Source organism: Pumilibacter muris, assembly GCF_943193045.1.
Taxonomy (GTDB): Bacteria; Bacillota; Clostridia; order Christensenellales; family Pumilibacteraceae; genus Pumilibacter; species Pumilibacter muris.
Genome location: NZ_CALPCN010000002.1, coordinates 331591 through 354843 on the forward strand (window position 1 = coordinate 331591; position 23253 = coordinate 354843).

The 23253-nt window shown below is 49.1% G+C and carries 19 protein-coding genes; all 19 read right to left on the bottom strand.

Annotated elements, in window-relative coordinates:
* Positions 1 to 15: 15 nt before the first annotated feature.
* Positions 16 to 855: an ACP S-malonyltransferase gene (locus NFR62_RS04165; RefSeq protein ID WP_251614717.1), complete on the bottom strand. Its 840-nt coding sequence runs from the start codon at positions 853 to 855 to the stop codon at positions 16 to 18.
* 2 nt (positions 856 to 857) lie between these two features.
* Positions 858 to 1076: an acyl carrier protein gene (locus tag NFR62_RS10135; RefSeq protein WP_275556880.1), complete on the bottom strand. Its 219-nt coding sequence runs from the start codon at positions 1074 to 1076 to the stop codon at positions 858 to 860.
* A 67-nt stretch (positions 1077 to 1143) separates the two neighbouring features.
* A complete protein-coding gene (locus tag NFR62_RS04175; protein ID WP_251614720.1) occupies positions 1144 to 2103 on the bottom strand; it encodes a beta-ketoacyl-ACP synthase III in 960 nt (319 codons plus the stop codon).
* Between the two features lie 312 nt (positions 2104 to 2415).
* Positions 2416 to 3090 (bottom strand): PHP domain-containing protein, encoded by a 675-nt coding sequence (locus NFR62_RS04180; protein ID WP_251614722.1) that lies wholly within the window; start codon positions 3088 to 3090, stop codon positions 2416 to 2418.
* A 10-nt stretch (positions 3091 to 3100) separates the two neighbouring features.
* Positions 3101 to 4063 carry a ribokinase gene (rbsK, locus tag NFR62_RS04185; protein ID WP_251614724.1) on the bottom strand — a complete coding sequence of 321 codons (963 nt, stop codon included), beginning with the start codon at positions 4061 to 4063 and terminating at the stop codon, positions 3101 to 3103.
* Between the two features lie 38 nt (positions 4064 to 4101).
* The gene (locus tag NFR62_RS04190; RefSeq protein ID WP_251614727.1) at positions 4102 to 5790 is read right to left on the bottom strand and encodes a Na/Pi cotransporter family protein; all 1689 of its coding nucleotides are present in this window, start codon (positions 5788 to 5790) and stop codon (positions 4102 to 4104) included.
* Between the two features lie 348 nt (positions 5791 to 6138).
* A complete protein-coding gene (locus tag NFR62_RS04195; RefSeq protein WP_251614729.1) occupies positions 6139 to 6789 on the bottom strand; it encodes a DUF4303 domain-containing protein in 651 nt (216 codons plus the stop codon).
* 44 nt (positions 6790 to 6833) lie between these two features.
* Positions 6834 to 7328, bottom strand: coding sequence for a hypothetical protein (locus NFR62_RS04200; protein ID WP_251614731.1), 495 nt, complete (start codon positions 7326 to 7328; stop codon positions 6834 to 6836).
* A 34-nt stretch (positions 7329 to 7362) separates the two neighbouring features.
* Positions 7363 to 8277, bottom strand: coding sequence for a class I SAM-dependent methyltransferase (locus NFR62_RS04205; RefSeq protein WP_251614733.1), 915 nt, complete (start codon positions 8275 to 8277; stop codon positions 7363 to 7365).
* 19 nt (positions 8278 to 8296) lie between these two features.
* The gene (locus tag NFR62_RS04210) at positions 8297 to 8635 is read right to left on the bottom strand and encodes a DUF3795 domain-containing protein (RefSeq protein WP_251614735.1); all 339 of its coding nucleotides are present in this window, start codon (positions 8633 to 8635) and stop codon (positions 8297 to 8299) included.
* Between the two features lie 188 nt (positions 8636 to 8823).
* Positions 8824 to 10191, bottom strand: a complete 1368-nt coding sequence (gene purF / locus NFR62_RS04215) for an amidophosphoribosyltransferase (protein WP_251614737.1) — start codon at positions 10189 to 10191, stop codon at positions 8824 to 8826.
* Between the two features lie 200 nt (positions 10192 to 10391).
* The gene (locus NFR62_RS04220; protein ID WP_251614739.1) at positions 10392 to 11837 is read right to left on the bottom strand and encodes a 4Fe-4S dicluster domain-containing protein; all 1446 of its coding nucleotides are present in this window, start codon (positions 11835 to 11837) and stop codon (positions 10392 to 10394) included.
* Positions 11838 to 11878: 41 nt separating this feature from the next.
* On the bottom strand, positions 11879 to 13039 hold the full coding sequence (locus tag NFR62_RS04225; protein WP_251614741.1) for a SpoIIE family protein phosphatase: 1161 nt from the start codon (positions 13037 to 13039) through the stop codon (positions 11879 to 11881).
* An 11-nt stretch (positions 13040 to 13050) separates the two neighbouring features.
* The gene (locus NFR62_RS04230) at positions 13051 to 14757 is read right to left on the bottom strand and encodes a [Fe-Fe] hydrogenase large subunit C-terminal domain-containing protein (RefSeq protein WP_251614743.1); all 1707 of its coding nucleotides are present in this window, start codon (positions 14755 to 14757) and stop codon (positions 13051 to 13053) included.
* Positions 14754 to 14996 (bottom strand): (2Fe-2S) ferredoxin domain-containing protein, encoded by a 243-nt coding sequence (locus NFR62_RS04235; protein ID WP_251614745.1) that lies wholly within the window; start codon positions 14994 to 14996, stop codon positions 14754 to 14756. Before NFR62_RS04235 ends, NFR62_RS04230 begins: the two co-directional genes overlap by 4 nt.
* 225 nt (positions 14997 to 15221) lie before the next feature.
* The gene (locus NFR62_RS04240) at positions 15222 to 15776 is read right to left on the bottom strand and encodes a hypothetical protein (RefSeq protein ID WP_251614748.1); all 555 of its coding nucleotides are present in this window, start codon (positions 15774 to 15776) and stop codon (positions 15222 to 15224) included.
* 311 nt (positions 15777 to 16087) lie between these two features.
* Positions 16088 to 16714 carry a beta-phosphoglucomutase gene (gene pgmB / locus NFR62_RS04245; RefSeq protein WP_251614750.1) on the bottom strand — a complete coding sequence of 209 codons (627 nt, stop codon included), beginning with the start codon at positions 16712 to 16714 and terminating at the stop codon, positions 16088 to 16090.
* Between the two features lie 106 nt (positions 16715 to 16820).
* Positions 16821 to 20375 carry a chitobiase/beta-hexosaminidase C-terminal domain-containing protein gene (locus tag NFR62_RS04250; RefSeq protein ID WP_251614752.1) on the bottom strand — a complete coding sequence of 1185 codons (3555 nt, stop codon included), beginning with the start codon at positions 20373 to 20375 and terminating at the stop codon, positions 16821 to 16823.
* On the bottom strand, positions 20375 to 23191 hold the full coding sequence (locus tag NFR62_RS04255; protein ID WP_251614755.1) for a chitobiase/beta-hexosaminidase C-terminal domain-containing protein: 2817 nt from the start codon (positions 23189 to 23191) through the stop codon (positions 20375 to 20377). Before NFR62_RS04255 ends, NFR62_RS04250 begins: the two co-directional genes overlap by 1 nt.
* Positions 23192 to 23253: the final 62 nt, after the last annotated feature.

Below are 23253 nucleotides of genomic sequence, written 5' to 3' on the forward strand. Positions count from 1 at the left end.
TTTGCCGTAAGAGCGTTACGCTCTTATTTTATTCACCAAACCCGTAAGAACCTTTCCGGGTCCCACTTCTTTGAATTCTTCTATTCCGAACGCGAGCATATTTGCCACAGTGTCTGTAAATCTGACGGGAGAGCACATTTGTTTTGCCAAAGTTTCGCGCGCATTCTCGCCGTAAGGCTGCGCGGTTAAGTTGGCAAAAACGGGAATTTGCGGCTTTGAAAACGTTATTCCGTTCAAAAACTCGCCGAATTCTTCCGACGCCTCGTTCAACACGGGGCAATGAAAAGCGCCCGACACTTTTAGCTTAATAGCTCTGCCGCCCAAAGACGCTATAATGCCCGCAAGCTTTTGCTCGCTTTCTTGCGAAACGGCTATAACCGTTTGCTTGGGCGCGTTATAGTTTGCCGCCCACGCGTTTGCGCAACTTGCCGCAGCTTCTTCCGCTTGCTCGGGAGTAAGCCCCACAGCGGCGAGCATAGTGCCGCCGCGTTTATTTCCCGCGTCGCGCATAAGTTCCGCGCGCTTTATTATAACGCGGAGCCCGTCGGTAACGGTAAGCGCTCCCGCGTATACGAGCGCGGGAATTTCGCCTACGGAAAAACCGCACGCCGCTTGCGGCGCGCCGTTTTGCTCTTCTTCGGCATAAGCGTAAGCCAAATCAGCCACGAACATGCAAGGCTGCGTGTTCTCGGTTTTGCTCAGTTCTTCAAGTGTGCCGCTTCTTATAAGCTCGGTTATTCCCGGCTTAACCGATTCGGCTATGTCAAACAGCTCCTTTACGCGCGGAGAAGCGAGCTCGCACGCCATTCCCGGCGTTTGCGCCCCCTGCCCGGCAAACAAAAAAGCCTTGCTCATTTTTATTTCAACTCGTCGATTTTAGCCGCAAGTTCGCCAACGGTAGCAACGGCAACGTCGTCGCCGAGCGTTACGCCGAACTTTTCTTCAACTTGCATCATAAGGTCCACTTTATCGAGCGAGTCGAAGCCGAGTTCTTCGAAAGTGGTATCGGCGGTAACGTTCACAGCTTCGCCCTTGTAGTCGTTCACGATTTCAGATAAAGTTTTCAAAGTTTCCATAGTTGTTCTCCTTATGCGAGACGAAAGTCTCCGATTTGTTTTTTTTATTTACAAAAGTTCTCTCGAACTATTTGTTCCACGTTAAAATTGCGGCGGCGGCAGTCATGCCGGCGCCGAAAGCAACAAACAACAGCTTGTCGCCCTTTTTGAATTTGCCCGAACGCGCGTTCTCGTCGAGTAGAACCGCTATGCTCGTAGCCGACATATTGCCGTAAGACGAAATATTGGTGAGCACTTTTTCGTCGGGAATATTAAATCTTTTCTTTGCCGCGTCTATAATGCGAATATTCGCTTGGTGCGGAAGCACATAGTCTATATCGTTTACGGTAAGCCCCGCTTTTTCGAGCACTTTTTCCATTTGCTCCACCATAACGTTTACCGCGAACTTATAAGTTTCCTTTCCGTCCATGTTGAGAGCAACTTTTCGCGCTTCCCGAGTGGAAAACGGGCTCGCCCCCTCGAAAGCGGGCGTAAAAATGGTTTTTCCGTTGGGGACGCACGCCAAACACTGTCCCAAAAGTCCGTCGCCCTTTTTAAGAACGGCAGCCGCCGCTCCGTCGCCGAACAACACGCACGTGGCGCGGTCCGACCAATCGAGCTGCTTGCTCATTGCCTCGCACGCAATAATAAGAACGCACTCGGCTTTTCCCGTTTGAATAAAAGAATCGGCAATATCGAAACCGTAAAGCATTGCGCTGCACGCGGCGTTTATGTCGAAACAAGGCGCTATTATGCCGAGTTCTGCGGCAGTCAGGCACGCCTGCGACGGCGTTACGGTGTCGCCCCTCATAGTGGCGCAAATCACAAGGTCAATATCCGACGCTTTCACTCCCGCGTCGGCAAGAGCGCAAGACGCGGCTTTTGCGGAAAGCTCGGTAAGCGTTTCGTTTGTGAGCACTCTGCGGTTATGTATCCCCGTGCGGGTACGAATCCATTCGTCGTTTGTCTCCACGATTTTGCCGAGCTCGTCGTTCGACACAACCTTTTGAGGAAGCGCGCTTCCCGTGCCCGCGATATAAAAACTCATTAGCGAACCTTGTCCTCGTATTTTTTTCGACGACGCGCACGCAAAAAAGCGCACGCACCCGTCGCTTATTATATTATATAAGCACTACTACATTATGTCAACCGTATTCAACAAAATTAAAGTAAAAAACGTCAAAATAACGCTGAAATGCGCTTATTTTCGGTCGGTTTTCACCGATTTTACGTTTTATGGCTAATTCAAGCGTGCAAATTTTTAACGTATTTTTAATTTTCGATTTATACGGGAAAATTTTCGTAACACGGCGTTCAACTCAAAAAGAAAGCGTACTAATTTGCGCCGTATTTGTATATTTTATTTTATAAAAATTTCGGGGCGCGGATTGCCGCGCAAAAAATCGGCGAATTGTTTAGAGCTGCCGATTGAGTCGGGCACAAGCGTGGCAGCCGTTCCCGCTTGATAAGCAAAATGAAAATCGCTTCCGCACACAAGCATAAGATTATGCTTATCCGCAAATTCGCGCACTTTGTCTTCGTGACGCAAAAAATACGGATGACAGTTTATTTCCGTGCCGTCCATAAATTCGGGGTCTTGCGGAAAATGTCCCTGCTCGTCGCGGAACGGGTGCGACTGAAACAACAGCACGCCGTTGTCGTGGCAGATTTTATAAAGCTCGGCTTGCGACTTATCGTAAAGACGGGGATTGCTCATAAAAAATTCCTCGTCGGCGCCGTACAGCAAAAATTCTATATAAGGGCTTTTTGGAGTGGATATAGCCACTTCGGCTCCGAGTAGCACCGGTATTCCCGCGTTGTCGCCCGCTTCTTTCGCTTTGCGGTATTCGTTCAAATATATTTTTATTTGCTCGTCCCAAGTTTCGCCGTAACGAAACATATACATGCGCGAATAATGGTTGGTAAGCAAAACGGCGCCGTAACCCTCTTCTCTGTATCTCTCTGCAAACTCTTGCGGCGACACCTCGCTGCAAAAACTTACGCCGCTTGTGTGAGTATGCGTGTCTATTTTCATAAAAAATACCTCATTTTGTCGCGTTGCGCAAAGCAATAAACTCTTCCACTTCTTTCAAGGTGGGAATAGCCACAGCCGCGCCCTTTCGCGTAATTTTGAGCGCGCTCGCGTAAGACGCAAATTTCGCCGCGTCTACAATATTTTCGCCCTCGCTCAATTTCACCGCTACGGCGCCAACATAGGTGTCGCCCGCCGCAGTCGTATCCGTAACCTTAACTTTGTGCGCCGGAATCAGCGTGATTTCTTTTCCTACCGCAACGGCGCTGCCCGTTTTGCCGAGCGTTATAATCACATTGCTTGCGCCCATTTCTCTGAACTTTTTAACGGCAAGCGCAACGTTCACTTCGCAATCGGGCATAATTCCCGTAAGAATTTGCGTTTCGGTTTCGTTAGGAGTTATTATTTCGCTGTTTTCGTATATCTCCAAACCGAGTTGCACGGCGGGCGCGGGATTAAGCATTGTAATCATTCCTTTCCGCTTCCCCACTCTTAACGCGTGGGCAACGGTATCGAGCGGCACTTCGAGCTGCAACATTAAAATATCGCCCGCTTTTGCGTTTTTTAATCCTTCGCTCACGTCGGTTTCGGTTAGCGTTCCGTTCGCGCCGCTATTGAGCACAATTCTGTTGTTGCCTTTGTGCACCCATATAAGCGCCGTTCCGCTCTCGCATTGCGACGCGGTTACATGCTCGGTTCTAACGCCGTAAGATTTTAAATTGTTTATCATCTGTTCGCCGAAAACGTCGGGGCCGACTTTTCCGAGCATGGCGCAATCGCCGCCGAGCTTGCCTATTGCTGTGGCTTGATTGGCTCCTTTGCCTCCGGGACTTGTAAGCACCGATTCGGCGGCAACCGTTTCGCCCGCGCGGGGAAACCGCGCGACCGTTGCCGATATATCCATATTCAAACTGCCTACAACGTATATCACGAGTTCTCCTTTAATTGCAAGCGTAGCAAAATGTCTGTAAGACAAAAAGCGCTTCTTTTATCGCATAAGACAATAAAAAAATTTTACGCATGATGCCTTTTCGCCTGTTCTTTCGCTATCTTTTCCATAGCCTCTATTTGCGAACCCGACGGGCTCTTTATGCTGAACGCAACGTTCGTGAGGTGGTCGGCAACTCTTTCGAGCGCGGATATAATGGCATAAAAATGCGTGCCGCATTCGACCGAGCAATTTCCGCTGTTAAGCCGCATAATATGATTGTTGCCGAGAACGCGTTTCAACATATCCACTTCGGATTCGAGTTCGGATATTTCGGCAAGCGCAGTTTCGTCGCGGTTTTCGAAAACGTACAAACTTCTTTCGAACATGTAACGCACCTTTTGATACATGTTGTTCAATTCGTCCATAGCGTCGTCGGAAAACGTTATTCCGTTTTCCTGCATTTCCTGCGCTTCTTCCAAAAAGTTCTCGGCATGGTCGCCTATGCGTTCCACGTCGCCTATAACGTGATGTAACGAACCGACAAGCTTTTCGTCGCTTCGCGGCAAACTGAGCGACGACATTTTAATAAGATAGCGAGCCACCCCTTTGTTTACGAAATTTATTTTTTCTTCGGTTTGCAAAATCTTTTCGCGTTCGGCAACAGACGCGTTTACAATCGCGTTAAACCCTCTGTCGAGGTTTTCTTTGGCAAGCACCGCCATGTTGGAAACCTCTTTGAGCACCTGCGCCACCGCAATGGGCGGAGTGTGCAAAATACGGTCGTCTATGTAATACATTTTAGGCGTGCTGTCGTCGCCTTTGTCGCGCACCAAAAGAGTGGCTAAGCGAGTTAGCGGCTTAATAAACGGCACAAGCAAAGCGGTTGTTAAAATATTGAATATAACGTGGAAAAGCGCAACTTGCATTTGCGGATTATCCGACATTTTCCGAAGTAGCCAAACCGCGCCGTCTCTGAATATCCAAATAAACACCGTAAATATAAACGTGCCTATCAAGTTGAACAACAAATGAATCATCGCCGTGCGCTTAGCGTTTGTATTCGTTCCGAACGAAGCGATTATCGCCGTTACGCATGTTCCTATGTTGGTGCCGAGTATCACGAACAACGCGCTCGAAAGAGGAATAATTCCCGCGCCCGACATAGTAACGACTATCGCCGTCATTGCCGCCGACGACTGAAACAGCGCGGTGCACACTATTCCTATTAAAATGAGCACCAACGGGAAATCGACTTTCAAAAACACCGATTCGAGCGCCGACGCAATCTTCTGAGCCTTAAAAGCCTCGCTCATGAACGACAACCCCACGAACATTAAACCTAAGCCCGTTATAGCCGAGCCCACCTTTTTCACGGTGTCGTTTTTGGAAATCATATTTATAAGCACGCCGATAAAAGCCAAAATAGCCATATATGCGCTAAGGCTGAATCCCGAAAGCGCTATTATAACGCCCGTTAGAGTTGTGCCTATGTTCGCGCCCATTATTATGGCGGTGGCTTGAACAAGGCTCATGAGCCCCGCGTTCACAAAACCTATCACCATAACGGTTGTAGCCGCCGACGAATTTACGAGAACGGTTGCAACAGCCCCCACCCCTATGCTTGCAAAACGGTTGTTGCTGATTTTGCCGAAGAGCTTGCGCATACTCGAACCTGCGCTTCGTTCGAGTCCTTCGCTTAGCATCTTCATGCCCGTCATAAGAACGCCCAAGCCGGCAAGTAGCATCAATATTGCACCTATCAATTCTTTCATGACCGTATTTTAACTTCGTCTCCGTAGTCCGTAAGTTTAAAATGCTACCTTCCGTTCGGCGGCAAATTTCACCTATAATATTGTACAGCACTGCGGCAATGTTGTCAAGCGGCTAAGGCTCATGCGCATTTTTCGAATTGTGGCAATGTGTAAATTTATAAAGCGACATGTTTTAAGATATAGAAAAACAAAAAGATTAAGCGTGAGCTTATCTTGATAGGATAAATATAAATATTATATTGCTTATTTTTGCAAAGCCGTTTATCTTCAATAAATTTCTTTTTAACGAGGCTACCTTTTTATATACTCCAAATAATCCGTTTCGCCGGCGTGACAACCGAAATCCATTTAAAGATACGTTGCTATCTTTTCTTCAAAAGGCAATTCGTCCTCTGCCTCAAAAGGAATTACGTACAGCTTTTCAAGCCCTTGTTCTTTCCAAAAGCCTTCCTGCCGTAAGTTGCATAAAACGCCCGCCATTAAAGTACGGAACATAGCGCGCTCGCTATCGAAGTTTTCCTCGAAGTCCTCGCTGTTTTCTTCAAACCAATCGACAACTTCCTTACTTAACAAATGGTCGTAGTGATAATACACGGTGCAGTAGTAAAGACTGTTCTGCATCAAAAATTTTTGCAGCTTTTTGAATGCTTTCGTGCCTGCGGGAACAACGTCCCACTCGGCATACGGCTCGAAGCGGTAGTACAATTTTTCATCTTCCGCGCAGTCTTTGATTTGTTTGCGGTATTCTTCTTCCGTGTTGAAATACAGGTACGTTTCAAAGTCCTCTTCGTATACGAACTGTACGAGATTGCCTATTTCAAAAGAAATGCCGTATATTGTTTGCCCCTTATGTTTTTCAACGAATTTCGGGAAAAAGTCAATAACCGCCTCGCGGAATAATGCGTTAAATTGGGCTACAACTTCCGGCGTCAACGAACTTCCCGCGTCGTCTTTTTTGTACTTATTTAACAATTGCTTTGCAATCTGCTCGTCCGTCATAGTGTTTACTCCTTGTCGTTCGATTTTGAATTAAACATCAATCGTCAATCTTCCATATCGGAAAACGGAATTTTTCCGTGAAGCTCAACGGCGCGCCGACCTGTCGGCGTTCCGTCATCATTGATTTCCATAAGGCGCATCTTTTTTATTTTTGAACAATCTATCTCGTCAAACACGTCTGCGCATTCTGCGGACTCCTGGTCGCCGAGTTGGTACAAAATGCACTCGACGGCTTCTTGCACTCTTTCAAACGCAAACTTTTCTATGCTTTCTATCGAAGCCCCTTCTTTTATCAGCGCGAATACTTCGGGAAATTTTTCGTCAAGCTCGCCCTGCTCTTGATATTTTTTTATCATATCAGCAAAGCCGCCCCTATGAAATTCAAGGTGGTCGCTAATCGGCTTCAAAAAGCGGAAAGAGGGAAGAACGGCAAAATATTCGTTTTCCTGTTTCAATTCCCACTTCGACCATTCTTTTTGCAGACCGAATTTTTCCATTACGTTCAACTTTTCTTCATAAGTCATTTCTTTATCTTTCATATCAATCTCCAGATATTTCTTATATATAATCTCATTATATCACTTTTGATGCTGTTTTGCAAATCTCCGTTACATTCGGCTTAATTCCGCGCAATACCATAGTTACCGATACGGTCGTATCCCATTGCTTTTCGTTGTTGTCATATTGATTGATGCGGGTATCGTACTTATTATTTACAATGCGTTTCATTTCGGCTATTTCTTTGCTTGAAAAGTGTTCGGGCATAGAATACACAACCGATTCTATCGATTCGATAGCCGCATACCTGTCGGCGTCGATTATCGCACGGGCAAATTCGGGCGCAGTATCGGGATTATCGGGCGTTAAATTTGCTATCACATATCCCGTTTTAACGCTCTTAAATCCGTATCGTTCCATAGCGGCAGGCAATTTCGCCTCGTTCAGATAATATTTACCCACGCCGTATTTTTCAACGGCGTTATCGAATTGTTCCGCTTTTTGCCAAAACACTTTTTCGTAATCACTTTCAACATAGCAATCGGGCGCGACCGTTATGCCTTTACGCGAAGAAAGCACCAAGCAAACGCCGTTCGGTTTCAATACGCGCAGTTGCTCTTTGTAAAATACGGACGGCTCAATATGCTCGCAAACGGTGTTGGAAATCACAACGTCAAAGCTTTCATTTGCAAACGGTAATGCGGCAATATCGGCTTCTATAAAAGTTACGCCTGTTTCGTGTTCTTTTGCAAAGCGTATAAATTCGCCGTCGCGGTCGATAGCAATTATTTCCGCGTTTGGATACCAACGTGCGAGCGAGCCTGCAAGCGCACCCGAACCGCAACCTATTTCAAGAATTTTCAGTTGCTTTGTTTCGTCTAAACCGAATAACTCTTTGTACTCGCTTGCGAATTTATCGTCAAACCGCAACTTGCGACTGTAATACAAGGTCTTTGCGCCTTGTATAAATTTCGACCATACCGTATTCATAATTCTTGCGCCTTTTTTGTTAATCTTTGCTTTTAAGATTGCCTAATGCTTCGGCGTTATTCGATATTACCATGCCGACAGTACGGCAATCGTTCATTGCCGAACAGTCGCCGCAAGTTTCGCATCCTTTACCGAGCGCGCATTGCCGTATAGGACAAAGGCTGTCGCAAAAAGGCGTTTTAACTCCGTCTACACGACAACCTTCGCAGTTTATCATTTCGGGCGTAATTTCAATGCCGTTCATTTCCGACCAAAGCCGCGCTACCTTTTCACGCAGTGCATTGTCGTTATTAAGCGTAGCTGTTCTTGCGTCGCAACTCTCGCAATCAAGCCCGCAATATGCAATAAGCTTTTTCATCGTTTGCATTTCCTTTTTTCCGCTAAATTACTGTTTACGCACCATCATTATATCATTTTGGAAGCAAAAACACAAGCGAAAGTCAAAATATCAGAAAAGGCATAGCTTTATGCTATGCCTGGTTCTCTTTCATATCACCGAACTTCTCTATGGAAACTACTGCAAAAAACGTCACACTTTTTATTATGCTATCTTACGGGATAATTGCCTGTAAAGCAAGCGTCGCAGTAGCCGAAATCTTTTCTGAGCCCTATGTTTTTAAGCGCCTCTATTGGAAGATACCCTATCGAGTCCGCCCCGAGTTTTTCGCGGATTTCTTCGAGCGAGTATTTAACCGCCATAAGTTCCTTTTTGCTCGGAATGTCGGTTCCGTAGTAGCAAGGCCACAAGAACGGAGGGCTCGCCACGCGCATGTGAACTTCTTTCGCGCCCGCGTCTTTAAGCATTTTAATAAGGTTAGCGCTCGTGGTGCCGCGCACAATCGAATCGTCTACCATAACGATTCTTTTGCCCTCGACGTTGCTTTTAAGCACGTTCAACTTTATAGACACCGCCATTTCGCGTTCGGCTTGAGTTTGCTTTATAAACGTGCGCCCCGTATAGCGGTTGCGAATAAGTCCGTCGCCGAACGGAATACCGCTTTGATACGCGTAGCCGTGCGCAAAGTGCGTTCCGCTGTCGGGCACTCCTATAACCATATCCGCTTTAACGGGATGAGCCAAAGCGAGTTGTTTGCCCGTTTCTATGCGGGTTTGATACACGCTCACGCCGTCTATAATAGAATCGGGACGGGCGAAATAGACGTATTCGAACACGCAAAGGCTCGGCTTTTTGCCGCAAAAGTTTTTAAAGCTCGTAATTTTGCCGCCCTCTTCAATAAGCACAACTTCGCCCGGTTCCACGTCGCGTACAAACTCGGCGCGCATAACGTCGAGCGCAACGCTCTCGCTCGCAAGAATATAACTGTTTCCGAGCTTTCCTATGCACAGCGGACGGAAGCCTTGAGGGTCGCGTATGCCGAGCAATTTGCGCGGCGACATTAAAACCATGCTATACGCTCCCTCTATTTGTTCCATAACTTTTAACACCGCTTGCTCTATGCTCTTAGTGCGAGTTCTCGCTATGGCTATTAGGTGCATTATAACTTCGGTTTCGTTGGTTGATTGGAAGATTGCGCCGCCGAGTTCGAGCTCTTCGCGGAGTTGCTTGGCGTTCACTATACTGCCGTTGTGCGCAAGGGTTATGCTTCCTTTGCAATAGCGCGACACAAGCGGCTGAGCGTTTTCTTTGAGAAGGTCGCCCTCTTTCGCGTAGCGCACATGCGCAACGCCCATATTCCCTGTGAGCGACGCGAGCGAATGTTCGTGAAAAACTTCGCTAACAAGCCCTTTGTCTTTCATTTGGTGCAAATGCGCGTCGTCGTTAGTAACTATGCCGCAACTCTGCTGCCCGCGATGTTGAAGCGCGAACATGCCCGTATACAGCATGTGCGCCACGTTGTAGCCGTCGTTGTCGTAAAATCCGAGCACGCCGCATTCTTCGTTTAGTTTTGTCATACTTTAAATTTTATCCTCCGCTGTCGCGTATTTTTCCTTTTGATGCCGTATCACGTAAGTTTATGCTTCATGATACGGTTGAAAACGCAGTCGCGCGCAAGACGGGCAACAGTTGCCGAGTCGACGACGGGAGTGTACTTCCACGTACTCGACCAAGTCGACTCGGCAAGCGTAGCCCGTATGGCGCGATGAATGCGTTTTCAGTCTTTATCGTCGTTTTTGGTAAGTTCGTATAACTTCATGCTCGCAGCTATATCCTGTTCGCGCGCCTGCGCGCCGTATTTATCAACGTCGAGAACGTTTTTGTCGCCGTGACTTAGGCAAAGCGGACCGTTTAGGCAGCCGCCCTCGCACGCCATACCCTCTATAAAGTTTTCGGGAAGCTTGCCCGCGTTCATTTTGAGCATCGCCATTCTTATCTGTTCGAGTCCGTTGAGCGCAATAGGGCAAATTTCTTTTGTTATGCCGTACTTTTCTTTGAGTTCTTTAACGCCTTGCGTTATTCCGCCGCTCTTAGCGAAAATCCGCCCGTATTTCGACGCGTTGTTTAGAGGAGACTCTTCGAGCGTGGAAACGTCTATTCCGCGCGCGTCCAAAAACGCCTGCAATTCTTCGAACGATATAACGCAGTCTACGGCGCCGTCCGTTTTGGGCAGTTTGCATTCGTACTTTTTGGAAGCGCAAGGACCTATAAACACCACCTTGCAACCCGGCGAAGTGCGCTTTATGAGCTTTGCTACCTCAACCATAGGGCTGGGCGACGACGATATGTATTGCTTTAACTTCGGAAAATGCCGCTCGATATACATAACAAAACTCGGGCAGCAACTTGTGGTCATTTTTTCGCGTTCGTTCAGCTCTTCGAGCTCTTTGCCGAGCGTAATGTCGGCCCCCATAGCCGTTTCGATTACTTGGTGGAAACCGAGTTTTTTGATGCCCTCCACTATCTGCTCGATTTTCGCGTATTTGAATTGGCTCACTATTGCGGGCGCTATGATTGCGTAAACTTTGCGCTTCGATTTTTCAGCCTCTTTTAATATTTCCACGCAGTCGAGCACATACGACTTATCCACAATCGCGCCGAACGGGCAACTGTATACGCATGCTCCGCACATAACGCATTTGTCGTTGTCGATTACCGCCGTTTTATCTTCGTTTATTTTCAGCGCCCCTATCTTGCACGCCTTAACGCACGGGCGGGCAAGTTCTATTATTGCGCCGTAAGGGCAACTTTTTGCGCACCGTCCGCATTCTATGCACTTCTCCGCGTCGATTTGCGCCGAGCGGTTCACAATCGAAATCGCTCCGCGCGGGCATACTTCCATACACTTATGGTTTATGCAACCTCTGCACGCGGGCGTAACGAAGTACGACTCCATAGGGCACTCGTCGCAAGCTACAGGAAGCGTTTCTATTACGTTGGGATTTTCGGGGTCGCCGCCCATTGCCATTCTAACGCGCTCGCTGAGCACCGCGCGCTCTTTATATATGCAACAACGCATGTCCGACTTAGGTCCGGGCACGATTTCTTTGGGAATTTCGTACATAGCTTGGTTGAGCGTGCCCGCATAGGCGCGTTCGATTACGGCTTTAAGCGCTTTATACTTTAATAATTGAACTTTTGTATCGAATACTCTTTCTTTCATGTTTTTCTCTTTTTTGTCGTAGTCCCAAACGGAACAATATTTTAATAATATTTAATTTCTACCGACTTATTCAGTCCTCTCAAAATATTCAACAGTTTAACAACCGAATCGAGCTTTGTTTTGTTGTCTATGCCCAACCCCTCGTGAGCAAGGTTTACGCCGCGCCCCACAAACAGATTAACGGCGCTCGCCTCGATAAGCAACAAATTCGCAAGCAAACTCGCTCCGTCTTTGCCTTTAAACATTTTAATATCGGGGTCGGAGACGGAAACGTATTTTTCGGCGTAAACAAGCAATTTTTTTAACGTGAGCACGCCTTCGCAAGTTAGGTCTATTCCGTTTATATAGCCTATCGGCGGAACGTCTTTATCGAAGTAGTCGAAACTCGTTGTTACCTGCGTTTTCAGTTCACGCGCCACAACCTGACTGCTCGTGCCGCCGCACACAACTTTTTTGCCGTCGTGCGCCATAAACTCGCTAACCACAAGAGAATCGCTTTCGGCGTTCGAGGGCGGTCCTATCATCATATTAACGGTTAGCGGCGCACGGTATTTCACCGCAAGCACAGTCGTGTCGTCGCCGGGACGGTGCCCGTAAAGTTCGTAGCACGCGTTCGCCATAATGCTCGCCATAGTTCGGGCGGAAAGCGCAGGGTCGTATTGAATTTCGGCAAACTCGCGTATTTCTTTTATATCCCAACCGAAGTTCAGCGTTTCGCCAACGCCCGCGTGAACAACTCCGTCGCTCATTAAAAGCACAACGTCGGCGCGCTCTAACTTAACTTTGCTTATATAAAGTTTTTTGCCGCCGTATGTTCTTTCGGCGCGCTCTAACGGCACCCACTTTCCGCCGCGCAACAGTATTGCGGGCGGGTTGTCGAACTCCGCCAAATATCCGTTGCCGTCGGCGCCCACAGTTAAAAGCGAAAACGTGGAATACGCAACTCCCCTTTGTTTGCACACGGGCAAGCTGCCCGCAACGGTATCTATGCACTCTTCGAGCGGGACGTTAGCCGCCGCCATAGTGCACAGTATTTTGCTCGTGAGCGTTGAGAGTATGTTCGCCTTAACGCCGCTTCCGAGTCCGTCGGCAAGCACAAGCGTTGCGCCGCCGTCCTCCGACGGAATCATTTCCACCTTGTCGCCGCAAAGTTCCTCGTTCTTTTTGTTCAGCGACACATACCCGTATTCGAGAACTTCCATTTGTCGCTCCTTTATTTTTGCTCGTCGCGCTCTTGGGCTGAAATCGTATCGCGCATTTTAATGAGCGCGATTTTGGTTTCGGCAGTCGTTTCGCCGAGAAGCGACGCGATTTCCTGCACGACGCGCATTTGCTTTTTAACAACGTTTTCGGCTACTTCGGCAGTCTCCTTTTTGATTTTGTCGAGCTTGCTGTTGTAGTCTACGTCTTCGGTTATGTCTTTCATTATGCAGAACAAAAGATTTTGATTTTTTACTTTTCTGAGCGTCATTTCCACCCATTTGCCCGTTTTTTCAAGCTTGACTTTGCGGGCGGTGAAAAACTCGTTTTCGTACAGAGCGCGGTAAAAATCTGCGGGATTGTGGTATTTTTCAAGCGAATCGCCTTTAGCCGAAGATTTGCTAACCCCCATAAGCTGGGCGGCTTTCTCGTTGATTTCAAGAATTTGCAAGTCGGAATCAACCGCGAATATGCCGTTGGGGCTGTTTTGAATTATATCGTAAGAAAGTCCTTCGGCGCGCTCGCGCATATAAGGCACGCACATGCTTATTTCAGCCATGCCGTTATAAACCGCAATCGCTTTTTCGCGGCAGGTGTTGTAGCCGCAAGCGCCGCAGTTGAGTTCGTCTTCGGGGCAATGTTTGCCCGTAGCCGCAAGAATTTTTTTAATTTCGTCTTCGGGCGGAGTTTTTCTGCCGTCTTCGAGTTTTTTATACTTGTATTCGAGCGACAATTCGGAATACGGTTTTTTCGACTCCGCGCCCGTCTTGGCGTAGGCGCGCACCGTTTCGGTCGCCTTTATAAACCCGCCTTTTTCGCGGCTGAGCGCGCAAGGTCCGTTGATGCAAGAAAATTCGCAAGCGTGCATCTCTATAAACATACCCGAAAGAGTGTCTATATTCGCAAGCACCTCTTTCGCCCTCGCAAGCCCGTCTACGCTTATGTATTCGTAATCGGTTTGGAACGAGTCGAACGACTTTATTATCCCGCGATTTATGGGATAGTAACGCGCCGCGTTCTTGGCGCCCGTCTCTGTAGCCGTAGCCGCGACTTCGGCATGTTGCGTAGCAAGCTCTATTCCCGCTTCCTTAAACATTGCGTTAAGTTCTTCGAAAGTGAGAACCGCGTCAAGCGCGCCGCTCTCGTCCGCCTCCTGTTTTTTGGCTATGCAAGGACCTATAAACACTATTTTGCAATCGGGAAATTTCTCTTTGAGCATTTTGCCGTGCGCAACCATAGGGCTCACTACGGGAGCAAGATACGCGAGCGCGTCGGGATAGTAAAGCCTTATAAGTCGCACTATGCTCGGGCACGCCGACGCAATGAGGTTTTTATATTTGCCGCCGCTAAGCAACTTATTATAGCGGTCGGTAACCTCGCGCGCGCCGTCCGCAGTTTCGAACGCGTCAGCAAACCCGAGTTTTTTGAGCGCGCTTTTAAAAATAGCGAAATCGGGCAAAAAGCTTGCCGCAAACGCGGGCGCAACCGACGCAATAACTTTCTTTTTGCCGCCGAGAAGTTTTTTCACCGACGCTACGTCGTTCACCACTTCTTTCGCGTTAAAACTGCACGCGCCCGTGCAATGCCCGCACAAAACGCACAAATCTTCGCGTATGCGCGCGCGGTCGCCGAGCACCGTAATAGCCTTAACGGGGCATTCGCGCAAGCACTTGTAGCAATTTTTGCAGTTAGCCTGCTTAAAATTCAAATACTCTCTCATAACGCTTTCAGTACACGCTCGTTAAAAATTCCTTCCACCGTTTCGGGGGTAACGCCGTCTAAGAACTCGCCGTTGCAAGTAACCGTTACGCCCGTGCCGCACTTACCCAAGCAAAAGCTTGCCGCAAGGTTCACCTTTCCTTCAAGTTTGTTATCGGCTATAAGCTGTTTCAACTTTTCTATAACCTCGTAGCTGCCGCGCAAGTGGCACGACGAGCCTATGCACACTTTGATTTCCATTATGTTGCGCCCTCCTACCGTAAAAATATATTTAAGCGTACACATAAAGTATAACATACACTTTATGATATTGCAAGTGGCTGACGGAAATTAAAAAGAGCGTTTAGCATAAAACGCCCTTTTGTGTTCAATGTATATTTTTGTTAAAGACTTTTTGCGCCATAAGCCGCTTAACGCTTTTAGCAACGGTTTTTCTGTTTACTTAGTTCTGCGCCGTTAAAAAATTTACTTTTTGAGCGCGAACGTAGCCGCTGCCGAAGCCAAAGCCGCAACTATGCTGAGTATGCCCGCAACTATTGCGCCAACGCCGAGCGAGAAAGTAGTTTTGGTGGTAACGCCGAAAATCGAAACGCCTTCTTCGAGCGCTTTAATCGCGTCTTTGCCCGATAAAACGGTGGTGCCGTTAATAGTCATATCGCCCACGCCCATAGGGAACACCGCGCGGAACAAAAAGAAGAATATTCCAGCAAGCAAAAAGCCGCCGAGAGCGAGGAAGTTGCCGAGCTTCATATTCAAAAGTCCGCCGAGTATCGCACCCACAATTCCAACCGCCGTGAAAATCAACGAAAGGAACATCATGAAATTGAATTTGTAACCGTCTTCCGTTCCGAAAATGAGTTTAAAGCCCGAAATACTGCTCGTGCCCGCCTCTTTATTTGCCACAATCGCTTTCGACGTTATTCCCGGCGCAAACATTAAAAAGATTGCCACAAGCCCAAGTAGAGCCGCTCCGAGCATAACGATTTGCCCCGTCTTGTTTTTGCTTTTTGCCTTTGCCATGTTTTCCTCCTAACACTGTTTTTAATGTGGTTTTATTATACCCCATCCGACGTTTTCTGTCAACCGTCTAACGCACCGATTTCGGCGGGTTTTCACAGAACACCGAAAACATGAGGAATATGCCGCAAACGGGGAATTATTCGCTCATGCAGAGGATTGCCTCGCCGCGCTTGCAAAGACAGCATGCCCTCACAATGACAATAATGAAACGCTCTCAACCGTAAAAGCCTCAACAAAAAAAGACTGCCGCGTTGTCGCAACAGTCTTTTAAGGAAACTTTCGGGCAACAGAGTTACCCAAAGAGAGGGGCATTACAATTCCAACAGGTCGGAGAATTTTCCGAGCCCTTTTGTTATTCCGTCGCATTTTGCCGCGCCGCCTATTCCCACAGGCGCGAACCCGCCCGCAAGAGCCGCGCAGATTCCCGCTTCGGCGTCTTCCACCACATAACACTCTTCGGGCTTTAAGCCGAGCATTTTTGCGGCGCACAAAAACACTTCGGGGTCGGGCTTGCTTTTCTTTATATTGTTTCCGTCGCTTATTGCGTCGAAATAATCTTTATAACCTATTTTTTCGAGAATAATAGGGGCGTTCTTGCTCGAACTGCCTATTGCAAGCAAATAACCGCGCTTACGCAGTTGTTCGAGCGTTTCGGTTACGCCTTCCAACCTGTCGGCGGGAGTGAGTTTTTTCAATAATTCGCGGTATATCCGATTTTTGCTTTCGGCAAGTTGCGCCTTTTCCTCTTGCGAGTATTTTTTTTCGGCGCGCTCCAAAATTATTTCGAGGCTCTCCCCTCTGCTAACCCCGCGAAGCCGCTCGTTGATTTCTCTGTTAAAGAAAATACCCTCGCCGTCCGCCGTTTGCTTCCATGCCTCGTAGTGCAATTCGTCGGTGCTCACAATAACGCCGTCTAAATCGAATATAAACGCTTTCATTCTATAATTTTTTCCTTTTTAGTATATTTAAAAACGTAATCGCGGCGCATACAGAAGACGTCAAGCTTTGCGAACGCAGTTCCGTATGCGCCGACTAAACGCGCTTTTAATTTTGTTTTTTGCGCTTCTTTAAAGCCAACGCCGCCGCAGGCAAAAGCACAACCATAACCGCGCCCGCACCGAACGGAACCGACGCGCTCAACGTGCCTTTGCAACCGCTCTTTTTAGCCGAGTAAATTTCGGGCTTTTCTTGCGGGCTCACAGCCGCTTTGGGCTTTAAACCGTTTTTCACCGCACTGTCGAGCTCGCTAATCGCGTTCGACACGTCGGACGGAGACGCGATTGCGTCGGCGAGCACCGCTTGCGCTTTTTCAATCGCGGCTCTTATTTTAGCCGCACTAAGCTCGGTGTAGCCGCCGCTTTCCGCCGCTTGCTCGGCGGACGCTATTGCCGCGTTCAGCGGCGATTTGTCAACCGTGCTAACAAGCGCTTCTATTTGGTCGAAAAGCTGCCACACGCCCACGCCTATGTCGTTTTGAACCATAAACGGGTCGGCGAGCAACGCTTCCGCCGCCTCTAACTTAACCCGCAGATTTTCGTAGCTTTCGGGCGTAACGTATAGGGGGTTTACTCTGCGCGCTATTTTAACAAGCTCTTCAAGGTCGGAAGTGTCGGTATACGGGCGCACGAACACGTTGGCTGTTGCCGTAACTCCGAACAAATTCACAAGATTTTTCGGCAAACTCGTAAATTCGCCTACGAACGTAGTCCAACCCGTTGCGGTGGAATTAAACGATTCGCAGCTCCATTTTACGGGAAGTTCGTATTTATTTCCCGCAGTGTCGGTCGCCGTCATTTTTTCGGGAAGAGACGCGAGCACTTCCGCTTTCGACACAAACCGTTCCACAGCCACGCGCTCTTCGCCCGCGCTCTTCATGCAGTTTTCGCTCTCGTTCGGCTTTTGCTCGTCGGTAAGTTCGGTTATGCGAACCTTGCTCACGTCTATGGGAATAAGTCCGCCGTGAATGGAAATATATCCCGCCTCGCGATTGAATATATCGCCCTCAACGTACATAACAGGCTTGCCGTTTACCGAAATAGACACGGTATTGTTCACCGAAATTACCCGCAAAGTAAATTCGGAACCGAGCGCAAATCCCGCAACGTTGGCGTCTTCCGGCCCGAGCTCGGGCTTTGCTCCGTTCCACAACAGAACTCTGCCGCGCGGCTCGATTACGGCGTAATAGCCTTTGTCGTAGTCGCTTTGAACGTTGTTTATTTCCGGCTTATACAGCCCGAACCCAACGTAACCCCACGCGGCGGGGTCGGAAGTTTTCATTGTGAAGGCGCCTTCCAAAATAAAGTTTTTAAACTTTTTGGCGGTGTAGGTATACGAGCGGTCCCAACTGTCTCTGTCTTGCGCGCCCGTTTGCGAAAGCACGCCGCCGTTCATGCTCCAAGTGCCGCCGCCCGTAACGCGCCAAGCGGAAGTGTTGGAAAGAATGTCTTCGCCCGCATCATACGCGGTGTATGCCTGCATTTCTTCCCAAACGCTTTGATTGCGAGTGTTCGCCGAAGCGTTATGGAAACGCATGTATCTCGCCCTAACGGGGGCAAAACTAAAACCGTGCCCGCCGTTCGGATTTTCTTTATACGCGCCGTCGGTGCCCGCGCCTACGCCGACCGAGTTATCCGTATCGTTATTGAACACGGTGTAAACGCCTTGCGTAAAGTTTTCGTCGAGCGCAAGCTGAATTACAACGTCGTTGAAATTCCAATCGTGCCAAGCTTTAACAAGCACTCTGTTTATAGTGTATTCCTTTCCGAAGTCAACCACAGCGAAACAAGGTGAGTTCGGAGCCGAACCCCAAGTGTTGTGAGGGTCGAAACTTCCGTCGGTTACGGTGCTCGGTTCAACGCTTCCTTGAAACGCTTCCGTCTCGCCCGTAAAAGTAGGCTCGCGGGAGAGCGCGACGTTTTGCGAACCGTCGGATATTATATACCGCCCTATTACCGCGTCGGATATTTCGGTTCCGCGCACCGCGATTGCCTTAATATCGAAAAAGCCGAGTTCGCCGTCTTTGCCGATAGTCAGGGGCGACGTGTAGCGCTCCGAACGATATGTGGGATAGCTGCCGTCGGTGGTGTAGTAAATTTCGGCGCCTTCGTCGTAGCTCGTGAGCGTAACGGTTTGCTGCCCCAAGTAAGTGCCGCTCTTGTGGCTGAGCGACGGAGCTTTGAGCGGCTCGCGTATGCTGAGTTCGCCGTTAAGTTTATAAACGCGCATCTCGCCCGCTTGCAACTCAACCTCGAAACTTCCGCTTGCCACGCTTATTTCGATTTCTTCGGGCGCGGCGAGCGGTTTCGTGTAGTCGGGCAAAGTTTCGAACGAATCGGGTTTATACCAAGTAAGCGAAGTAAGCCCAGACGACGCGTCGGCGTTAATCGTGTATTTTTTGCTTCCCGTAAGCTCTTTGTTGAAAAGCATAAGATATTTTTCGCTGTCGTCTTTGCTGTATCCGAGCGAGAAAATAAGATTGTCGTTTTGCGACGACGGTTGCAATAAGAAAGCTTTGGGAAGAGCTTCCGTTCCTGTGGGAACGTCGCCCGAATGATAGGCATGCGCAACGTCGAAGCTCATGAGCACTGGTCCGAGTTGGCGGGTTTGCCAATTCAGTTTTTGCATAGGCTCGTAGCGGTCGGTGGGTTCGCCTTTGTTGGTAAGCACAAAGTCTTGCATTCCCTCGCCCGCAGGCGGCTCCTGATATGCCGGCGACACCCAACAAAAATGGCTTATGCTCTTCATGCCGTAAGAGAGAAGCGAGTTCATGCTCCAACGCGCTTCGGCAACTGTGGGGCGACGCATGCCGTTCCACCAACCCATTTGCGTATAGCCGCCCGTTTTTAAACGGTTGTTCTCGAACGCCACTTTTCTGATAGTTTCCACGTCCGAAAAGTAGGACGCGCGAACGTCTTCGAACTGCGTGAACGGATAATGGTCGAAATATAAATATTCTATGGATTCGGCGCCCGTAGCAACCCAGTTGCGGACGTAATCTTCGTAACTTCCGCCCAAGTTCGAGGCTCCCGCATAGTTTGGAAAGAGGTTCACATACGGAAAACGCGAGGGGTCGAGCTCTTGCAATTTGCGGCAAATATTTGCCACCGACTGAAATTGCGCAGCGCTCGGCTCGTCTTTAACATAGTAACCCACACAACGGTCGAGGTCTTTCGCGTAATTAACCATATCGTTTAGTTCCGCTTCGTCAAGTACAGAGCTTTGCGGGCACATTGAAAAATATATGTTGAGTTCGCGGCAAAGTTCGTTATACGCGCCCCACTCCGACGGGTCCAAAAAGTCGCGAGAGGTCGCGCCCGAAACGCTGCCGTCGAGCGGCGACCACCAAGTGGGCGTATCGACCCAATTCATGCCGCTGCGCGCAAGGTCGCGCGTTTGCTCCTCTAAACTCGCAATGGATTTGTCGTAGTAATTCACAAACCCCGCGATTGTAAATTCGTCCATTGTGTTAAGCTCGCCTATTGCGGCGTCGGCTTTTTCTTTTTTACTAAACACTGAAACCCCTCCGACAGCCGTCGCAACCGCCATTGCGGCGCACACCAAACATACGGAAAGACGGGAAAAAGTTTTCTTCTTTTTCATTATTTCACGTTCTCCTTTTTGCCTTTTCGTTTAGCCATAATAACCGCAACCGCAAGCACGACAACCGCCGCAACAACGCTTGAAACTCCCACCGCGTTCGAGCCGCAGCCGCAACCGCTTTTCTTAGCCGAAAGAGCGTTTTTTGCGGAGTTGAGCGTTTCTATCGCTCCGTCGGCGTCCGCTTGGCTCACGTCGTTGCTGTTTGCTACCGAGCGAGCGTATTCGAGCGCTTTAACGAAAGCGTCGTAACTTTCGGAGCTGTAACCGCCTTTTTCTATTTTTTCGGCTTCTTCTATAGCCGCATAGAGCGCGGTTTTATTAGCGAGTTCTTTGAGCGCCTCTACCGCCGCTTTCAGCTCGGAAAGAGCTTTGTCTATTTCGGATTGAACCGCGTCGGCGTTCAAGCGAACGGCTTCCGCTTTTTCGAGCGCCGCTTCGTAAACGTTGTAGGTTGTAACGGTGTAACGGTCGGCGGCGTAATTGCACGAAGAAACGTATTCGTTTAATTCCGTTTTGTTTCCTATTGCCACAAGCGCGGCAAGCTTCTCTTCGAGGTCGGCGGCGGCAGACGCAATAACTTCGGCTTCGCTGTCGTCGGATACCGCTTTCGCCGCTTCGAGCGACGCGCTCAACGCTTCGGCGGTTGCCTGAGTGTAAAGGCTTAAATCCACTTGCTCGGCTTTCGCAATCGCCGCTTCGAGCGCCGACATATCCGACTTTTCTTCGAGCGCCGCAAAAGTTTGGTTTAAAGCCGCGAGCGCTTTGGCAATTTCGTCTTCGTAAGCTTCCGCACTGTCCACAATCGCTTTCGCGTCGGCGAGGGCGTCGGCAAAAGGAGTCCAAGTGGCTATCGTGTATTTGTTTTCGGTGTTTTTAAGTTCGTTGTAGCGAGCCGCAAGCTCGGTTGTGTTCCCTATTTTCTTCAACGCGCTTATAGCGGCGTTAAGTTCGGCAAGAGCGTTATCAACCGCGCTTTGCGTTGCATTCTCGTTTTCTTTTACTTCGGTTGCGCCCGCAAGCTTTTCGGCTAACGCGCTCCACGAAGCCGCCGAATATTCCGACTCCGCAAGCTTGTTCGCCTCATCGATAGCCGCGTTTAAATCGGTTTTATCGCCCTTGCGCAATAAGCCTTTAACGGCTTCGTCGAGAGCTTTTTGCGCCTTGTCGATTTCGGCTTGAAACTGCTTTGTGCCTCCGAATACCGTTTTCGCCTCGCTTAGCGCGTCGGGAAGCGGCGCCCATGTGTCGGGCAAATAGTCGCTCTCGGTCAGTGCTTCCGCTTTTTCTATTAAAGCGCCGAGAGCCGTTTTATCCGCCGCTTCGGCAACGGTAACGTTTATTTTCATAATGCCGTATATATCCGCCCAAGCGGTTTCGCCCGCGTCGAACGTAAATTCGTATTTTCCCGCCGTAGTGCCCGAAAAAGTCGTGCAATTCCATTCGCCCGTAAGGGTGGCGGCGTTACCCAAATAGTCTTCAACTTCTACTTGCGCGGGAAGTTTTTCCGCAAAGTCCGCCTTTTCGCTTCCGTTGGGCACGGTAACGTCGGCAATTCCTTTCGCTTTGGTTATTGCGCGCTCGGGCGTAGGGTATTCCTCGCCCTCTACCACGTTGGCTTTATTATACGCTTGAATTTCCACCCAAGCGGAAAATCTGTTTGCATTACGGCAACTCACGCTAAACGTGCGCAAATAGCGCGCTTGCACGGCTTCGAAATTATGCTCGCGCATTTGCGTATACCAGTCTTCGCCCGGCGTCTCGGTAATGCCGTCAACGCTGATATAACTTTGCAAAACATTAGTGTGATTGCAATACACGGTATAAACGTCCGATGAAAAATCCGCAACGGTTGAAAGTTGGATTAGTACGGCAAACTCCCAATCGTTCCAAAATTCGGCTATAACCGTATCGATTTCGTATTCCGCCCCGAAATCGAGATACAACCACGCGGGAAAACCGTAGGCGGTGCCCGCGACGTTTTCGAGACCGCGTTGCCCGTCGGTTACTTGCTTTAATATGTCGTCGCTCATTGCGGCGCTTCCGTTAAAGGTCGCAAGTTGCACGTCGTCGTCGAACGTGGGCATAACTCCGAGCGCAACGTTGCGAGCCGCCTCGTTTATGTCGAACTTGAAATCGCTCGGAATAGTGGCGGTTCCGTCCGTCAAAAATGCCGACGCGCGAACAAGCAACTTATTTGCGCCCAACTGCGAAAGTTTTATGGGGGCAGTGTATTCCGCGCTTTCTTCGGTGGGGATACTGCCGTCGGTAGTGTAGCGAATAGTTGCGCCGTCGTGCTCCGTAGTGAGCGTAAGCTCGCCTTTTTGCGACTGCTTTTCGGTAATCAAATTGCCCGCAACGGGAGCAAGCCCGTCGGTTACGGCATAAACGGCTACTTCGTTAAAATCGGAACATTTTCTTTGCTCGGATTTTCCCGTAACGCGAACGTATCTGCCGAAAACGGGCGCACGCTCTATAATGTTGAGTTTTTTCTCGACGTCTTTTAATGCCTCGTCGTAGCCTATGCCTTGCCCCAAAGCGTTGCCTTCGTCGCTGTTGTAAAGCGTCACGGCGTCCGAAAAATCTTCGGAATTTGCCACTTGAACCAAAACGTTAAGCTGGCGGTGGTTAACCCAAAACAGCACGCCCACGCTCGTAATCGTGTAAGCTTTGCCCAAATCGATTACGGCGTAGCCTTGTGTCTTTTCGCCCGCATCGTTGAAAAGCGTAACCAAGTTATGCCCTTCGCCCGCTTCGAGGTCGCCGTCGGTGAGCGCCTCGTAGGGATTAAAGCCCTCTTGCCCGTGCAAATGCCTCACGTTTTCGTGCGGGATTTCGGTGCCGTCTATGTAGGTAAACTTTGCGGTTTTCCCTGCGGCTA

What these genes read in the sequence shown, in the direction of transcription:
- NFR62_RS04225 (WP_251614741.1), bottom strand. Translation starts at nt 13,039, where the DNA reads ATGGAAGTTCTCGAATACGGGTATGTGTCGCTGAACAAAAAGAACGAG.
- NFR62_RS10135 (WP_275556880.1), bottom strand. Translation starts at nt 1,076, where the DNA reads ATGGAAACTTTGAAAACTTTATCTGAAATCGTGAACGACTACAAGGGC.
- pgmB (WP_251614750.1), bottom strand. Translation starts at nt 16,714, where the DNA reads ATGAAAGCGTTTATATTCGATTTAGACGGCGTTATTGTGAGCACCGAC.
- NFR62_RS04220 (WP_251614739.1), bottom strand. Translation starts at nt 11,837, where the DNA reads ATGAAAGAAAGAGTATTCGATACAAAAGTTCAATTATTAAAGTATAAA.
- NFR62_RS04180 (WP_251614722.1), bottom strand. Translation starts at nt 3,090, where the DNA reads ATGAAAATAGACACGCATACTCACACAAGCGGCGTAAGTTTTTGCAGC.
- NFR62_RS04240 (WP_251614748.1), bottom strand. Translation starts at nt 15,776, where the DNA reads ATGGCAAAGGCAAAAAGCAAAAACAAGACGGGGCAAATCGTTATGCTC.
- NFR62_RS04200 (WP_251614731.1), bottom strand. Translation starts at nt 7,328, where the DNA reads ATGAAAGATAAAGAAATGACTTATGAAGAAAAGTTGAACGTAATGGAA.
- NFR62_RS04235 (WP_251614745.1), bottom strand. Translation starts at nt 14,996, where the DNA reads ATGGAAATCAAAGTGTGCATAGGCTCGTCGTGCCACTTGCGCGGCAGC.
- purF (WP_251614737.1), bottom strand. Translation starts at nt 10,191, where the DNA reads ATGACAAAACTAAACGAAGAATGCGGCGTGCTCGGATTTTACGACAAC.
- NFR62_RS04250 (WP_251614752.1), bottom strand. Translation starts at nt 20,375, where the DNA reads ATGAAAAAGAAGAAAACTTTTTCCCGTCTTTCCGTATGTTTGGTGTGC.
- NFR62_RS04195 (WP_251614729.1), bottom strand. Translation starts at nt 6,789, where the DNA reads ATGACGGACGAGCAGATTGCAAAGCAATTGTTAAATAAGTACAAAAAA.
- NFR62_RS04190 (WP_251614727.1), bottom strand. Translation starts at nt 5,790, where the DNA reads ATGAAAGAATTGATAGGTGCAATATTGATGCTACTTGCCGGCTTGGGC.
- NFR62_RS04210 (WP_251614735.1), bottom strand. Translation starts at nt 8,635, where the DNA reads ATGAAAAAGCTTATTGCATATTGCGGGCTTGATTGCGAGAGTTGCGAC.
- NFR62_RS04205 (WP_251614733.1), bottom strand. Translation starts at nt 8,277, where the DNA reads ATGAATACGGTATGGTCGAAATTTATACAAGGCGCAAAGACCTTGTAT.
- NFR62_RS04165 (WP_251614717.1), bottom strand. Translation starts at nt 855, where the DNA reads ATGAGCAAGGCTTTTTTGTTTGCCGGGCAGGGGGCGCAAACGCCGGGA.
- NFR62_RS04230 (WP_251614743.1), bottom strand. Translation starts at nt 14,757, where the DNA reads ATGAGAGAGTATTTGAATTTTAAGCAGGCTAACTGCAAAAATTGCTAC.
- NFR62_RS04175 (WP_251614720.1), bottom strand. Translation starts at nt 2,103, where the DNA reads ATGAGTTTTTATATCGCGGGCACGGGAAGCGCGCTTCCTCAAAAGGTT.